This is a genomic window from Psychrobacillus sp. NPDC058041 (genome assembly GCF_042885655.1).
Classification (GTDB): Bacteria; Bacillota; Bacilli; order Bacillales_A; family Planococcaceae; genus Psychrobacillus.
Map to the genome: position 1 here is coordinate 27021 of NZ_JBHVRO010000014.1, position 17243 is coordinate 44263.

Annotated in this window: 11 protein-coding genes and 1 other RNA gene; 8 read left to right on the forward strand and 4 right to left on the reverse strand. The window is 34.0% G+C overall.

Translation table 11 applies throughout. From position 1 onward, the window contains the following. Positions 1–489 precede the first annotated feature (489 nt). Positions 490–2658, forward strand: coding sequence for a YheC/YheD family protein (locus ACFVR1_RS17575; RefSeq protein ID WP_387585886.1), 2169 nt, complete (start codon positions 490–492; stop codon positions 2656–2658). 375 nt (positions 2659–3033) lie between these two features. Here the strand turns inward: ACFVR1_RS17575 and ACFVR1_RS17580 are convergent, their stop codons facing one another. Beyond that, a complete protein-coding gene (locus tag ACFVR1_RS17580) occupies positions 3034–4254 on the reverse strand; it encodes an ATP-grasp domain-containing protein (RefSeq protein WP_387585888.1) in 1221 nt (406 codons plus the stop codon). Positions 4255–4467: 213 nt separating this feature from the next. Here ACFVR1_RS17580 and ACFVR1_RS17585 point away from each other — a divergent pair, with 213 nt between their 5' ends. The 3 genes from ACFVR1_RS17585 (at position 4468) to ACFVR1_RS17595 (ending at position 7818) form a co-directional block, all read left to right on the forward strand. Further along, positions 4468–5847 carry a Mur ligase family protein gene (locus tag ACFVR1_RS17585; RefSeq protein WP_387585890.1) on the forward strand — a complete coding sequence of 460 codons (1380 nt, stop codon included), beginning with the start codon at positions 4468–4470 and terminating at the stop codon, positions 5845–5847. Positions 5848–5985: 138 nt separating this feature from the next. Continuing rightward, complete coding sequence (locus tag ACFVR1_RS17590; RefSeq protein ID WP_387585891.1) at positions 5986–6426, forward strand: hypothetical protein; 441 nt, start codon at positions 5986–5988, stop codon at positions 6424–6426. Positions 6427–6546: 120 nt separating this feature from the next. After that, on the forward strand, positions 6547–7818 hold the full coding sequence (locus tag ACFVR1_RS17595; RefSeq protein WP_387585892.1) for a YheC/YheD family protein: 1272 nt from the start codon (positions 6547–6549) through the stop codon (positions 7816–7818). A 179-nt stretch (positions 7819–7997) separates the two neighbouring features. Here ACFVR1_RS17595 and ACFVR1_RS17600 read toward each other — a convergent pair whose 3' ends face one another. After that, positions 7998–8930: a C40 family peptidase gene (locus tag ACFVR1_RS17600; RefSeq protein ID WP_387585893.1), complete on the reverse strand. Its 933-nt coding sequence runs from the start codon at positions 8928–8930 to the stop codon at positions 7998–8000. A gap of 232 nt (positions 8931–9162) precedes the next feature. Here ACFVR1_RS17600 and ACFVR1_RS17605 point away from each other — a divergent pair, with 232 nt between their 5' ends. The 3 genes from ACFVR1_RS17605 to hutG all read left to right on the forward strand — a co-directional run bounded on the left by ACFVR1_RS17605 (position 9163) and on the right by hutG (position 11225). Beyond that, positions 9163–9666, forward strand: a complete 504-nt coding sequence (locus tag ACFVR1_RS17605; protein ID WP_387585896.1) for a YhcN/YlaJ family sporulation lipoprotein — start codon at positions 9163–9165, stop codon at positions 9664–9666. 63 nt (positions 9667–9729) lie between these two features. Further along, positions 9730–9924, forward strand: a non-coding RNA gene (ssrS, locus tag ACFVR1_RS17610) — 6S RNA. 323 nt (positions 9925–10247) lie between these two features. Continuing rightward, the gene (gene hutG / locus ACFVR1_RS17615; protein ID WP_387585897.1) at positions 10248–11225 is read left to right on the forward strand and encodes a formimidoylglutamase; all 978 of its coding nucleotides are present in this window, start codon (positions 10248–10250) and stop codon (positions 11223–11225) included. Positions 11226–11284: 59 nt separating this feature from the next. Here hutG and ACFVR1_RS17620 read toward each other — a convergent pair whose 3' ends face one another. Both ACFVR1_RS17620 and ACFVR1_RS17625 read right to left on the reverse strand, forming a co-directional pair. Further along, on the reverse strand, positions 11285–12805 hold the full coding sequence (locus ACFVR1_RS17620) for a solute symporter family protein (RefSeq protein WP_387585899.1): 1521 nt from the start codon (positions 12803–12805) through the stop codon (positions 11285–11287). Next, positions 12802–13209 (reverse strand): DUF485 domain-containing protein, encoded by a 408-nt coding sequence (locus tag ACFVR1_RS17625; protein WP_387585900.1) that lies wholly within the window; start codon positions 13207–13209, stop codon positions 12802–12804. The genes ACFVR1_RS17620 and ACFVR1_RS17625 overlap by 4 nt, the downstream gene beginning before the upstream one ends. Positions 13210–13427: 218 nt before the next feature. Here ACFVR1_RS17625 and ACFVR1_RS17630 point away from each other — a divergent pair, with 218 nt between their 5' ends. Continuing rightward, positions 13428–17243: an AAA domain-containing protein gene (locus tag ACFVR1_RS17630; RefSeq protein ID WP_387585901.1), complete on the forward strand. Its 3816-nt coding sequence runs from the start codon at positions 13428–13430 to the stop codon at positions 17241–17243.

The window sequence follows — 17243 nt, forward strand, 5'->3', positions numbered from 1 at the left end:
GGATTGCTCCTCGGATTTAGATCTTTGGCATTCGCTTTCCGCTGGGCGAGCATCGAGCTAAATCCTTTTTTATGAAGTACGGAAGAGTTCTTCTAAGAGCTTATTTAACTTACTATTTCAGCCGATTTTACTTTTATCGTACAAATAAATGATTCAACCGGAATTTCATTATAATTGGTGAACATATGAAAAAAATAACTGCAACAACTGATAAAGAAGTGCAGAGTGGACGAAATTTTATCTTCGTCCGCTTTTAAAAGGAATTATATCTTATATTATCTAAACGGTAAGTTTTATTTCTCTACACACTGCAAGAACCAACCTACAAATTCCTCTGATAATAATCATCCTCTCTAAAGAAAACAAATCTCTATACATTCCCTAAGGATTACTTGAAATTTAATAAAACTGAACGTTTGTCCATATTCAAAACAAACTGAATGAATTTAATAATTAAATAATCGTATGAATATAAAAGGAGATTATTAAATGACAATAATAGGAATGTTGCATCATCGTAGAGATCCCACAACTGTATTCAAGTCTTATGCATATGCAGCTGTAGCTAAGGCAGAAGGGGTCGACTTTTTTTATTTTTCACCAGGCACTGTTAATTTTGTTAATCGATCCATTAGAGGTAAAGTTTATGAAAATGGAAGTTGGAAAGAGAAAATTATGCCTTTTCCGGATGTTATCTATAATGCAGGGAGTCCTGAAAAATTAGCCAAAGCTAAAACGACAATTAATAAATTGAAAAAGGAAATTCCCTTTACAACAAATTCATTAGGGAACAAATGGAACATTAATGAACGACTTAAGGAAGGTAAGGAATTTTCGAACTATTTAATACCTTCCGAAGTTTTAAAGAGCTCGGACACATTTTACAAATTCATTAACTCTTTTCAAAAAGTTGTAATAAAGCCGATTGATGGAAGAAAAGGAAAAGGAATCTTCTTTATTTCTAAAATCAAAGAAAGTTATGAAGTAAGGAAGAATGCCGAAAGTGATTTTTATTCAAAGCAACAGTTAGATGAGTTTCTAAAGGATAAGCTATCGAAAGGAACTTTTATCATTCAGCCATATATACAGTCTGTTACTAAATCAGGGCAAGTTTACGACTTTAGGCTACATGTACAAAAAAATGGAGAAGGAAAATGGGTGATTACCACTATATACCCAAGAATTGCTCCAATCGGCTCTATTATTCCAAATATTAATAATGGGGGCTTCACAAATTATTTAGATCCTTTTTTAGAACAGGAATTTAAAGAAGAAGCTTTTGATATTAGACGGATGCTGGAACATTTTGCTTTGTCACTAGCGGAGCATTTAGATAAAATACAAATTATTAAATATGGAGAAGTTATTGACGAAATCGGTATAGATGTTGGTTTAGATGAGAATTTTAAAATATGGGTTTATGAAGTAAATTGGAGACCAGGCTGTCCTCCAGCTTTTTATTTGGAACTAGACGTAGTAATCCATTCTATTCAATATGCAAAGTATGTAGCAGAAAACCAAAGAAAAATTAAAAAAGAGATTATTGCATTAAAAAAAGAAAAAATTTTAGAAAAAGGTAAAATACCAATTATTGCGATAACAGGAAGTGCTGGTAAAACGACCTCAAAAGCATTCCTTGCATCAATATTATCGAAAAAATGGAATGTTTTTGAGTCTAAAGACTATTGGAATACAACAGAGCACACGAAAAAACATGCAGCAGAAATTAATGATACTCATGAAGCGGTAGTACTAGAGTATGGAATGGCATATCCCGGCGTCATTACGGAACATTGTAGCATCATAAAACCTAATATTAGTATTGTGACAAATATCGGACTTGCACATGTCGGAAACTTTGATAGTGATATTAAAAAAGTTGCGCATGCAAAATCAGAATTAATCCATGGAATGGATCAAAAAGGGATTCTAATCTTAAATAAGGATGATGTAAACTCGAAGTATTTGGAGACACAGAAATTTAAAGGAAAGATAATGACTGTTGGTATAAATTCACCAGCTAATTATAAAGCGTACGATATTCAATACGTAGAAGATGGAATGAGTTTCAAAATGCAACTACAAGGACAAGAAATTACATTGTTTATTCCTATTTTAGGTGAACATCATGTATATAATGCCTTAAATGCAATTGCTGTAGCTGATTACTTAGGATTCACACCAATGGAAATAAAGTCGGGGCTTATTTTTAGAAAACCACCAAGAAGATTAACAATTTATAACTGTAGAAATAATATTACAGTAATTGATGACACCGTTCACTCCCATCCTCAAGGGGTAAGGGCTGCACTTGATGTCCTATCCAATATAGGAAAACATCGGAAAATAGCTATTATCGGACAAATGAGAGAGTTAGGGGATTTGAGGGAACAAGAATATCGAAAAGTAGGCGAATACGTTTATGAAAAAGATATTGATCTATTAATCACTTATGGATTTAGGACTGAAGAAATTGGTGATCAAGCAAAACTAAAAGGATTTACTGCAGCAAATATTTATCATTTTACCAAGAAGGAAGCATTACATGAGTTATTGAAAAAGATTGTGAAAAAAAACGACACAATTTTAGTCAAAGGAGCAAGTAAAACAAATATGTTTGATACAGTCCAGTTTTTGGATCAGACATTTAAAGAATAATTATAAATACCCGAATCCAAGCCCTTTTTAGGGTTTTTATTCGGGTTTTATTGTTTTTTAAGAAAAAATAAAACCAATATTGATTATCTGTAAATTACTGCTTAATTTTGTAACAAAGTATTAGGTCGTCGCTCTACGAAGGCATCAATATTCAAAGTACTAGAGCGGCCAAAGATGACATTTTAGCGGCTCAGCCCTTCTTTGAGTATTCCAGCCTTTTCGATATTCCATCTTTGTCCAAATCGAGCCGGAAACGTACAATTCTTAATGTAGGCTTCTATCTTTTGTTGCTGGTGTTTTAAGTAGAATAGAATTGGTCAACAGACGTGAAAAAATATAAATAAAAAAAAGAGCACCAACAAGGTGTTCTTAGTTTTAATCATTTTTTAGATGGAATGTAATTTCCTTTGCTGCATTGTGAGCGTTTGTTTTTGCTTCTTCCAAACTACTTCCAACTGCAATGACATAAGCATATCTATGTCCCATGGATAAAGGAGGGATTAAAGTTGTTCCTTTTTTAGGTTTTACGTATACTTCAATAACTCCTGGGGAGTTTTCTGCCCTAATTTTTCCAGTAACTTTTGCTAATATACCTTTCTTTGCGACAATAATATATTTGGTGAAAACATATTTTTTGTGTCTTGGGGAAATTTCAGGTTTCTCTCCTAAAAATAACTTTAGTGTTTCTTGTACTAAATTAAAACCAAATGCAGCTTGAATCATTTTATTCATTGCACCCCCAGAAATCCTTGGGTTAATCTCGATGAGTTTCCAACCATTTTCACTTAAACGGATTTCAAGATGTAACGCCCCGTTTGTAATTCCAAATGCTGTAGTGATTGAATGTAGGATTTCTTCAATTTCTGATTTGATTTTCGAAGGAATATTCGCAAGTACACCATACCCTGTAATAATGAATCTCTTACCCTTTGTAACTTCTTGTTCCATAATTGCAACAATATGTGGCTTGTTATTATAAACGAGTGCCTCAACCAAATATTGATCTCCGTCTACATATTCTTCAATTATTATTGTTTCATCCAGATTCCTACTCCGAAGATATTCCAAATGTTTCTCTAGCTGTTCTTGTCCTGTAGCTAAAAGAACATCTTTGGAACCTGTTGATACTGAAGACTTTACGATAACTGGAAAATCAAATTGCTTGCATATCTTATCAATCGGAATAGTTTCCTTTGGTTTAATGGAGAAAAACTTAGGTGTATATAATTTATCTTTTAGAAGAGATCTTGTTTCCTCTTTATCTTCCATTATTTTAATAGCCTTTGATGAGGTATTGTTGCGACAGAATTCATCACAAAGAATAGATGCAATGTGTACATATGAATCAATAAAACTGACAATATTTTTTATAACAACACCTTGGACCTTTAACTTGGAAATTTCTTCTCTCATGTCCTCCAGATTATCGGTATTTACTAAAATCATCTTATGGACATCTGTATATTCTTCCCTTTGTTGAACTTGTTTCTCTTTACTAGTAAAAAGAATGGTATAGAAACCCAAATGTTCGGCCGCTTTAATGGCCTCCCTACTGGATCCTGATTTATTCGTACTAATAAAAATAATTGCTTTCACTCGGTTCACTCCCTAATATAAACTCATATAAATACGACTCTTTCTATATGTATGACATGCTCTTGCTTTGACATGGTTATGTATCACGAGACTGCTTCTTATTCTTTCTAAAATCTCTCCACTTTTTTTATGTTGCTTAAAACATATCTCTTTGTCCAATCAACCTTTACTAACAAGCATATTATAAACTATGAGAGGAGCGTGATTAGTACAATGAAACCACACACAGTCGGGGAGATTAAAGCGATCATTTCTGGAGACTTAATACAAGGTTCAGATGAAGTAATCATCCATTCTGGAGCATACCGGTTAAAACAAATAAAGAACCCAAATACTATCCTTTTTACAAATAAAAGAATTACCGGGTGGAAAAGATTGAAGGATCTTTATCCTATAGTTCTAACAACTGATAGGAATTTTAATAAAGGAGAATTACCAGAGAATCTAACTGTTATCCAAGTAGAAAATTTAGAAGAAGCATATTGGAAATTTGTTCATTATTATCGTAGCCAGTTTCAAATCCCGATAGTTGCTATTACAGGTACTTCTGGAAAAACAACAACAAAAGAAATGATTAAACATATTCTTTCCTCAAATAAAAAAGTTGCTTCAACAATTTTTACTAATAATTCCCGAACAGCCTGTTTACAATATCTACTTAGTATAGAAGAAGACACGGAAGCTGCTGTTTTCGAAACAGCCGTAGGTTCTCCAGGAGACATATTAAATGCAGGTGATTATTTTAAACCTACAATAGGAATAATTACGAACATCGGGGCACATCACCTCAACCGTTGCAAAACTCTAGAAGGTTATATCCAGGCAAAAGGTGAAATGTTAAAAATCATTGATCCTATGGGCGTACTTATAATAAATGCAGAGGATATTAATACACGGCAAATTGATTCTACTAATTTTCTAGGTAAAATCATAAAAGTTGGTACTCATCGTTCTTGCGATTTTAGAGCTTGTAATATTCAATATAGCCAGGATGGCATGAATTTTAGTGTTCAGCATGAGAATAGAAATTATCAAATGTTTGTACCGGGATTTGGAGAACATCAAGTTTATAATGCTCTTGCAGCAGTTGCTGCAGTCTATGAAATGGGAGTTACAATCCCAGAGGCAGCGCTTCAGTTAAAAACATTTAAAAAATTTAATAAGCAGCTTCAAGTAATTGAAGGGATAAACGAATCTATCATTATAGATGATACATGGAGCATCACAACTACTTCATTGGAAGCTGCTTTAAAGGTATTAAATGAGATTGGAAAAGAAAAGAAAAAGATAGCGATCATAGGCACGATTACAGATTTAGGTTCATGGGGATATATTATTCATGAACAAGCGGGTGAATTAGTACAACAAATTGGCGCCGATGTGCTCATTACGGTAGGTGAACATGCAAGCATCATAGCTGAGCATGCAGTTAAAATGGGTTTTAGTGCGCCGGTCTATACATTTAAAAATACAATTCTCGTTTATGATCTATTAAATGAAATAGTAGATTCCAATACAATCATTCTCATAAAAGGTGATATGTACAGCAAACCCATTACCGAATTAGCTTTAAATTTGCGGGAAAAGAAATAATTCCCAATATAAAGAGGGGAATATATTCTATGAGAAACTTAAAAACTATTTTTTTTTCGAATCAAATGGACAAACACTGTGACAGAATACTAAGCTCCGTAATACTTTATAGAAATCTAATAGAAAGGGGGTATGAATATGGGTGTTATGTGTCCTTGTGGAGTAACTGTAAATGCTTTCTCTGAAAGTAATAATGTCAAATTTGTCGGTCAGACAGGAACGGTTAAAGGTAATTTAACCTACTTGGCGGATGTATGTATTACGACACTTGCAGCATCAACTCTTTCCTTACAATTTCAAGATACAGAAACTCCAAATGAAAATAACTTCACTTTTACAGCAAACGATATAACTTCTGTTGTTTGTAAAAGAGAAGGCCAGAACTGTGTAGTGACAGTTACAGGTACTGGGCTTGTCAATGGCGTTCAATTTCCTTTTGAAGCAGTCTTTAGAGATCAAGTTGCTTCAGCGGCAAAAGACAATGTACAAAGCTTTGTTATTACTGGTTTCTTTGACCAAAACGGCGCAGCTCCTGTTGCACAAGGCTCCATTGTTGCTTTAGGATGTCAGTCACTCTAACAGCAACGAAACTCTCGGTAGTTACTACCGAGAGTTTTTTATAAAAACTCAAAAAGTAACCAAAGAGAGTTTGTTTTACTGAATAGTATATAAACTGAATATTTAAAAGGGGGGGATAGATTGAAGTACGGTAGAGGTAGGTATAGTCAATATAAATTATTACATGAAGAAAAAAAAATACGTAATTATTTAGTTGAAACAGTGCTCTTCTCGAAGAAATCATTATTCTGCCTTTTAGGAAAATATAAAGCTGTAGTTATTAAACCTTCTTTTGGTCCTGGTGAATTCAACATTTCCTTCGAAAATAATAAATATAAAATTAAAACGCAAAAGAAAATAATTACCGTGATTAATAAGGAAGAAGTTTATGAGTATATAAAAAGTTATGAAATACACCAAAAATTTTATGTAATTCAACCACGAAAACTTGCCTCTAGTCAATCTCCCATCCCATATCGATCCATCGTTACAGTTCATCGAAAGACTTCTTCAGCGAAGTGGCGCATAGTTTCAACAGCATATGACGAAGATTTCTCTGTTTTTAGTCAGTTTTATCATAGGTATTATTTAAAGAAATTTAGGCGTGCATCCATTATTGCAGCAAAAAAACTTGGAGAATCATTCACGAATTACAATACGATTGTAATTGAAATTTTGTTCGACTATAAAAGGGGCTTTTGGATTTCTGATACAATCCTTCATTCTCCAGTAAGTAAGTGGGACCAATATCAAACACTTAGAGTAAACAAAACAATATTATCTTTTTTGCCAAAGACAAACTTACTCACGAATGTAACCTTTAGAGACTATTTAAATAGATTTAACGAAATAATGATTAAGCCATGTAGTGGCCAGCATGGTGTAGGAATTGTACAAATAAAAAGAAAGAATCCTTTTACTTATGAAATACATTCTGGAATAAGGAGTGTAACTATAACGAATCAAGATAGAGCCTATAGTTATATTGAAGATACTTTTCTTTCTAAGAAGGATTATATTGTGCAGCAAAAAATACAATTGGCAACGATAGATATGTGCCCAATGGATGTAAGGGTAATTACGAGTAAGGTGGAATCCGCATGGATTGTTACTGACAAAATAGTAAAAGTAGCTGGGGCAAATTTTATCATTACGAACGCGGCTCAGAAACTATTAACTTTAGAAGATGCTATTCAGGATTCAACTATCTCTAATATAAATAACGAAAAGCTTGAAGCTAAAATAGATAAGATTTGTTTATTGGCAGCTAAACACCTTGAGAAAAGCGATGCAGAACTAACGATAATAGGCTTCGATATTGGTATTACAAATCAAGGCGATATATGGATTATTGAAGGGAATTATGTCCCTGATCTATCTATGTTCAAAGATCACAAAGAAAAACAGAGATAAATGCAGTACAAAAATCAAAAATAGAAAAATATAAATCTATTCTTTAGTGCAAAGTAAAAAGAAGCATTCTCGCAATTTGCGCGGAATGCTTCTTTTTGGAGAAAGTATATAAATTTTGATGGTATAACATTTTGATTTCCGCTGCAGGCGGACGCTTTGCGCATGTCTTATGAACTTACTTATAAAACACGTTTTGCTGTTAAATAATGCTGATTATAGTAATCAACAAATAGAACTCTTGATAATACTCCGCTCGAATTTGGAATGATGATTCGATAATCACCAGTGTAGATTCCTACCATAGATGGTGTTTTTGATCCTTGGACACTATTGAAAAAGATCAAATCACCTTTCTTTAAGTTTGAGCGAGAAACAGTTGTACCTTTGTTCATTAGTTCCTTCAAATTGGTTGCACCTAAATTTACCCCATTTGATTTATACACGTAGTCAACAAAACCAGTGGTCGTAAAATTTAATGATGATGCATTGTAGACGCTACCCATTTTCGCTTTACTAACTAAACTATATGCTTTTGTAGCAATTTTATCCCCTTTAGTTGCTGGATTAGATGGGAGTAGAGTTGGTAAGACTCTACGTGCAGTTACATATTTATCCGTATAATATGGCTTACTATTTAGGTCTGAAATGACAATATTTTGTTTAGAGTCAGCCATGTGTATTACTTTGTTGTCGCCGATATACATCGCAACATGATCTGGATCGGTGCCTGTAGTTTTATTTTTAAAGAAGAGTAAATCCCCTTTTTGTAGTTGATCTCTAGGAACATAAGATCCTTGTTGTACCATATAATCTTCGTTATGCGTACCAAGATCTACTCCATTTTTTTCGAAAATGTACATCATAAAACTTGCGCATGAAAATTTGTATGGGTAAGTTGATTTGATCTCTGTATTACTGTAAGTAGCCTTCCCTATTAAACTCTTCGCAGTTTGAATTAATTGATTAGCCTTTGTTTCTACTGCTTGTTGGTTATTCTGCGTATTAATTGTTGCAGCCGAAGCTTTTATTGGGTGAATAGCCGCAGGAGTAATTCCTAGTGTACTAAAACCAATTACGACTGATAGTGTAGTTGCAACGAAACGTTTTTTCATCGAATACCTCCTGAATTGTTTTTTATTACTTGCACCGATTTTAGCATGTAAAAAGTAGAAGGACTGGAGGAAAGTTATTCCACTGAACAACCTAAGATGACCTAAATCCTTGGCGTTATTAGGTTCAAAGATGTAATTTACAGTTTGATTACAAATATTACAGCGTATCTATGAATAAAAGTGACAAAACAGGTAATGCTAACCTCATTGAGATAAAGGGAGGATTTTTCAATTGGGTAAAATAATACAAATATCTATTACTTTGCTTCTAATTAGTTCACTAGTGGGGTGTGGAACACACAAGACTGCAAATAATACCCCTACTACAGAAACACCTGTTGGTTCATCTGCAACCACGACCACTAAAGAAACAGTGACTAATACGGATGTAAATCAAAATAACACTGATAAGTTGGAATTGGCGGATGACGTTGCTACCAAAATTACAGAAATGAAAGAAGTGGAAAGTGCAAGCGTGATCGTAACAAATAAAAATGCGTATGTCGCTGTAACACTTAAAAAAGACGTTAATGATAGTGAGGCGCTAGAGACTAAGATTGCGGATCAAGCTCGGGCAACAAATGCTAACTTTAACAATGTATATGTGTCAACGAACCCAGACTTAGCAAAACAATTTACTGAATACGGAGAAAAAATCAGAGCAAACGAACCAGTATCAGGATTTTTTAAAGAGTTCTCCGATACAATAAAAAGAGTATTCCCCGATGCTCATTAAAATATGTTGCAATGTGGAAGCAATTACCGTTGATAAATAGCTGAGATGGGTATATTATATACACATAGGCTGCATTGTACGTATAGATATTAAGTTTTAACCTTTATGCTGTAACAGGGAGTTTTATATAGAAGTTGGAATGACATGCTTCATTCTCTTTTGACAATGAGGACAAGCAGGATAACTTTTGCGAACACCCACTTTGAGAAGTGGTGGTTTAAAACTTTCTTATTAGAGTACGGCAAAGGCGGCTTACCTAAAAAAACTATTATAGCAATGTTTATAGAGCACTCTTACCAGGAATGGTGAGGGTGTTTTTTTATGACGTTTTATAATTGGATGTCTCTACATATTTCAAGAGAGCGACGGAAAAATATCCGCATCTAGATCCTCCATAAAGTTCTTCTTTAATAGTGAAAGTTCCTCAAAAGCACTAGGGAATTGATGATGACAGGGTGCGCTAAAGAGCTCTTTCACTTTCTTCAATATAAAAAATTCTATTTGAAAAGTTGTTAGAAATTTTACATACATTCCTATATAATTTAGAAAATATAGATTTAGATTTTAATAGTTCTGAAAGGATGAGTAGCTTGATTAACGAAGTGAAAGAAGGCATTTGGTCGGGTCGGACCGATCATCTTGAAAATAGATCGAGTTTTCGGTATCACCAAATAATACAGTTACCTAATATAGAAGATTACAACTCTAATGGGGAAACATGTGTCATTATAGGTTTTGAGAGTGAAGAGGGAGTACGACGAAACAAAGGAATTATTGGTGCGGCAAAAGCTCCTAATGCACTACGTTCAGAATTAGCTAAACTACCATGGAAATTGCCTCTGCAAAAGAATCTTGCAGACATTGGAACAATTGCATGTATTGATGAAAATTTAGAAAAAGCACAGGAAAACCTTGGCGAAGTTGTCACTAAAATTTTGAGTAAAAAAATGACACCAATCATTCTTGGTGGAGGACATGAAACCGCTTATGGACATTATCTTGGTGTTCGAAACTATATTGGCAAACAAGCGAAACTCGGGATTATTAATATAGATGCCCACTTTGACTTACGTTCATATGATGAACAAACTTCTTCTGGCACGATGTTTAAACAAATACTCGATCAGGATGAAAATAGTAGCTATTTTGTAGCAGGTATTCAACGTTATGGAAATACACAAGAATTATTTGACCGAGCTGATGAATTGGGAGTTACTTATATTCTGGAAGAAAGTATGCATATAGGTGAAATGGATAATGTAAACGCAAAAATCAATGATTTTATCAACCAACAAGATTATATTATGTTAACTTTGTGCACAGATGTACTTAATGCTGCATTTGCACCCGGAGTAAGCGCTTCATCACCATTTGGGTTGGATCCAAGCGTTGTACGATCCATTATACGAAGAGTTACTACCAATAAAAAAACGTTATCCTTTGATATTTCAGAAGTAAGTCCACAATTGGATGAAAACAATCGTACTGTAAAACTAGGGGCATATTTAATAAACGAAGCAATTATTTCTTTTTTAGGAAGGGATAATGGCCGACCGTAGTTTTTGATTTTTCTCCACCTAATGATAAAAGCGAAGAGTTTTTAGCTCTTCGCTTTTATTTATTTTAGACCTATATTTGCTTTGACATCTACTTCTGCATACTTTTTCTGATCAGCACGAGCTCCGATGAGCGAACCTACCCATCCTCCTATGAACCCAGCTGGTACAGAGATGATTGCAGGATTTGTTAATGGGAAAATTGCTTCTCCTGTAAACAACATTGCTCCATTAGTAGACCATAAATTTGGACTTAATACTACTAGTACAAGCGCGGTTACAAGACCACCGATAATTGCAGTTAAAGCTCCAGTTGTATTGAAATTTTTCCAATAAATCGTATAAATTATAACTGGTAAATTCGCACTTGCAGCAATACAGAAAGCTAGAGAAACTAAAAATGCTACATTCATACTTTGTGCACCTAATGCTAAGATAATGGAAAATACAGATACAGCAACAGCAGCAACACGAGCAGCTCTCATTTGTTCTTTATCTGTTACTTTTCCTTTTTTAAAGATTTGTCCATAAAGATCGTGCGCAAATGCAGATGCTCCCGATAATACTAGTCCTGCAACTACTGCAAGGATGGTTGCGAAAGCAACTGCTGACACGAATGACATGAGAATATCACCACCTAGTGCTTGCGCAAGAAGAGGAGCGGCCATGTTGCCAGCTGGATTAGCTGCAATAATTGTTTCAGGTTTTACAAATGCTGCACCAAAACCTAAGAAAATAGTCAAAACGTAGAAAATTCCTACAATCCATGTTGCATAAACAACCGAGCTACGTGCCGTTTTTGCATCTTTCACGGTAAAGAATCGCATTAATATATGTGGCAATCCAGCAGTACCTAACACTAAAGCAATCATTATCGATAAAGTGTCTAAACCATTCGTGTATTTAACACCGGGATGTAAATAAGCTTCACCGTGTGCTGTTGCACCCTTCATTTCTGTGAACATACCCAAGATATTGAAGTTGAATTTCCATAAAACTAAAAAAGAGATAATGACTGTTCCAATCATTAATAATACAGCTTTAATAATTTGTACCCAACTAGTTGCAGCCATACCACCCCATAACACATAAATGGTCATCATAACACCAACAATTAATACAGCAATCCAATAATCGATACCTAATAATAATTGTATAAGTGCACCAGCACCGACCAGTTGCGCAATCATGTAGAACAAAACAATTGTTATTGTACTAATAGCTGCTGCTCCACGAATTTTCTTCTGATTGAATCGAGCGGTAATCATATCTGCTAATGTATAGCGACCTAAGTTTCGTAAAGGTTCTGCCACAATATATAACACAACCAAGTAAGCTACTAAATAACCAATACTATAGAAGAAACCATCAAATCCGAAAAGTGCGATCGCACCAGCAATACCTAAAAATGAGGCTGCAGATAGATAATCACCAGCAATAGCTATACCATTTTGCCAACCAGATAAACCACCACCTGCAGTATAAAACTCACTTGTAGAGTTTGTTCGTTTAGAAGCTATATATGTTACAAATAATGTTAATGCTACAATCCCTACAAAGAACGATAAACCTAATATACTCATTCGTAGCCACCAGCCTTTTCTTTCTCAACAATTTGATTGGCTTCTTTATCAAAGCCATTTGCTTTGCTAACGTAAATCATACATAGCACCCAAGTCATAACAAAAAGGGAAATTGCATAAACCCAAACCCATGCCACATCACCGAATGCATTGTTATTCAACAAAGTAGTATATGAGGTCAAAATGGGTAGGGAAATGTAGGATAATAAAAAGAATATGGAGATAGGTAAAATAAATTTATTTTTTTTTCTTTTTAATGTTTTGAACTCGGGACTTTGTGCAATAGCACTGTAATTTATCCCCTCAGACGTATTTGAATAAATGTTTACTTCTTCAACCTTTGAATGAGTTTTAAGGTTACTAGGACTAGCTGTGTTGAAAACGCTTTCTAAATTATTGGCCATTTTTCATACCTCCACTAGAATTTATATCAGTTTTTGGAATATTCCGTCCATAACTGTATGTTAATCATATGAAACTATGGATAAAATATCAATGTTAAATTAACTAAATATTCACATTTTATAAAAAATACTGGTGGAAAACTTCTACATTCAAGATTTACTTGAAAAATGCTACCATAGATAAGTTGAACAAAATATAAATAAAGGGAGGCATGTCTATGAGAAAAGAATTAAGCCATTTAGAAACGATGCGTTGCAATCTAATCATTACAAATAAGGCTCGCAAAGGAATTCTAGAGTGGTCCAAAGATGAGCATGCCTTTTTTAAAATAGAAGAATCTTTTTACATTTATATAGAAAAGCGTCCAGTTAATTCTCATGGGAATATATCGCTTTCCCTTTACTTTGATAATGAAAAGAATGAGAGACTAACAGAAAAGCTAAACGGTAAGGTTGCAGTAATGGAATGCGTTCTACAAAACGATGGCTTGCTTGCAACAGGCTTTTATATAAGAGGCTCAAAAGTTCCTGTTCAGACCAATAGACGTCTACCGGTAAATTTGAAATTCATAACTGCTCGGAATAATGGGGCAGGTTTTCCTATCCAGTTACATACAAAAATTCGTGAATTACCTATTGCAGAGGAACGATCTGAGTATGTAAAGAAGCGTATCTCTAGTTGGGAAGGGTATTTGAAGATTCAAGAGCGTAATGCGGATATTGCAGACATTACAACTACTTATTCAAGAATAATCTTAAATGAAGACTTTAATAGAATGACACTTGTTGGTTGCAATTTAAATGGAAACGAGTGGAATAAGATAAAGAGTCTTAGTGTGACTTTGAAGGGTTTTCAAAATGACATTGGTGATGTTCTAAAAGTTGATCGCAACAAGAGTATTGTGGAAATCGAGCTTAAACCAAAGTTTCGGGAAATGGCTAGAAGAAATCAATTAAGCCCCAAATCGAAAGAAGCGGTGTTTAGTAACTTTGCTACGCTTAGCCAAATTAGAAGACTTCGAAAAGGATTCGAGGACCTTCAAAATGGCCTAGCAGCAAATGCTAATCTCGAAAAGATTCTATTTGAGGATCGACCCACTATACGTATAACAAATAATCGTGAAGAATTAGAATTCCATAATCAGTTAAATGAGTTTCAACAAGAAGCTGTAGTAGGGGCAATGTCCGCCAAAGATTTATATGTTATTCAAGGTCCTCCTGGTACAGGAAAGACAACTGTAATTTCAGAAATATGTCAACAGAATGCAAAAGCAGGATTACGTACCTTAGTAGCTTCCCAATCTAATTTAGCTGTAGATAATGCCCTCAGTAGATTACTTTCGAATAAAGACATACGTATTTTAAGGTTTGGTCGAACAGAGAGTATAGAAGAAGAAGGAAAGAAATTCATAGAAGATAATGTAGGACAATATTGGAAAGATCAAACGTTAAGTGAATTACATGGTGAAATAGAATCCCACTCCATTAAATCAACGCAGCTAGAAGATGAAATAGCTAGCAGTGAAGAATTATTGCAGTCTCTTCAAAAAGAATTAATTTCATTAGAAGAAAAAGTGAAGCAAAAAGAAGCAGCGAAGCTGGAATATTTTTCGAGAATAGAAAAGATAAAAAGGCTTAAAAAAAGTTTAGTTCTTCTGAAAAAAGAACGAGAAGAGCTTGAAAATACACAAATGACTCTAGAAAAAACTTTCGAAGAGCTAACGATTGAAATTGACAAGATGGAAAATTTCATCCATTCTAATCCTCCGAGAACAGAATTAATAGAAAAAATGAATCAATTAGCTTTAGAGATTGAAACGAATAGAGTTCAGTTATTATATCAGCAAACTGTAGAAGAGATTAGAACTTCAGAAGAGATAGTAAATGTAACAAGACATGAATATCAAACAGTTCAAATGAAAATAAATAGCTTAGAACAGTTTTATAATGAAATTCCTTCCATTCGAAAATTAGATTCTTTGAAAAGTTTTATGAACCAAAATGAAATAGCACTACCTCCTTTGTTAGAACGACAAATAACTGAATTGGACCATTTAATAGAAACAATTCGTTCTTTTGAGGATTGGGATGAACTAAATAAACGACTTTTATCTGCTATTGGATATATCGAAGGTTTATTAAAAAAGAATCATATCCCTTTAGAAAATGTAAAAAATAATGTGAGTAGTCAAGGGATAATTTTTGATTCTTCTTATTCAGTGAAAGAAATACATCAATTCATCGATAGTATGAAACGACTACTAACTTCCGGCGAAGTAAACATAGAAAAATTAGAAGTATATTTAGAAGGTTTAAATGTAAGAAAGAAATTTGTTTGGAAGCAAGGAATTATTTTGAATAATGCTAAGTCGGAATCTACTAAAAAGTTTCAAACGATTAAAGTTGACTTGGCGGAGCAAATCAAGAAAACCTTTATACAGATGGAACGAGATAAAAATGAACTGAAAGATAAGGGCGGTACCCAAAAAGAAAAGCTGGATTTGTTAGTAGCCAAAAGCGTTGAGATTCAGAGGCAAATAGGAGATGTAGAGAATATTCCACCACTACATAGTCTACAACTGGAAATACAGCAAAAAGAAAATACAAACAATAGCTTAAAGAAAACAGAAGAAGCGATTAAACAATATGTAAACAAACTTGAGTTTAAAAAAGATGAAGCGGAAATGACTGCTCAACAAATGGAGACGAATACAAAAGCACTTCAAGAAAAAGAACAGGAAAGCAAGAGATTGAATACAGAAGGTCTAGAGCAGGAAAGGCAAGTTAAATCTCTAGATGAAATATTAGAACAGAACCTGGAAGAAAAACATCAAAAAACATCAATTGAATTAAAAGTTACTTCAAAAAAGATAGAGTCTCTTAAACGAGAAATAGACCTGTTACCAATTACGCATTCTCTTCAAAAAGAATGGTTTTCCTTATTAAAAGAGGCAAACGATCATGATTTGGATGAAATTCGAAAACTTTATGTGAGACATGCTAACGTAATTGGGACAACTTGTGTAGCATCCGCTAGAAAAGAGTTTATGGACAATTACCCTACTTTTGATGTCGTCATTATTGATGAGGTATCGAAAGCCACGCCACCTGAATTACTTTTACCAATGTTAAAAGGGAAGAAGATTATTTTAGTAGGGGACCATCATCAGCTTCCTCCTCTAGTTGGAGAAGATACGCTCGATGAAACACTCAAAGCAATATTAGAAGAGAGCGATAGTTTCGAGGAAAAGGATGAATTGAAGAAGCTATTAAAAGAATCTCTATTTGAACGTCTATTTAAAAACTTACCAAAAAGCAATAAAACAATGCTAGCCATTCAATATCGAATGCATGAAAGTATTATGGAAACAATTACACCATTTTATAAGGAAGAAAATTATCGACTGCAATGTGGTTTAGTAGATTCTGATTCTGTGCGCGACCATTTACTAGAATCTACTTATGTAAAAAGAAGTGATCATCTTCTTTGGATCGATATGCCAAACGAACCCTCGTACTTTGAAGAGAAAGTCAAAGACGGAAAAAGTCGTTTTAACCAAGCAGAACTAAATAAAATTCGTGAAGTATTAATTGACTTAGATAAAGCAGCAGAAACTGCTAAAAATGAAGGAAGAATGAAACAGGAAGAAAGAAAAAGCATAGGAGTTATTAGTTTTTATGGTGAACAAGTGAAGAGAATTGATAGATTGATTCAACAAGAACTGAACTTGCAGCATTTAACTTTCAGAACTGGAACTGTTGATAAGTTCCAAGGAATGGAAATGGACGTCATCTTGTTGAGCATGGTTCGGAATAACAAGGATAGTAATGGCGATATTGGGTTTGCAAATGATTATCGACGTTTAAATGTAGCGCTATCTCGAGCAAGGGAGTTGTTAGTTCTTGTAGGAAGTTCTCACATGTTTACAGAGCGTACAAAACGGAAAGACTCAAGAGAAATGTATTCTAGATTGCTCGATATTGTAAAAAATAAAAACGGTTTACGAACTAATAAAGTCCATTTAGGGGTATAA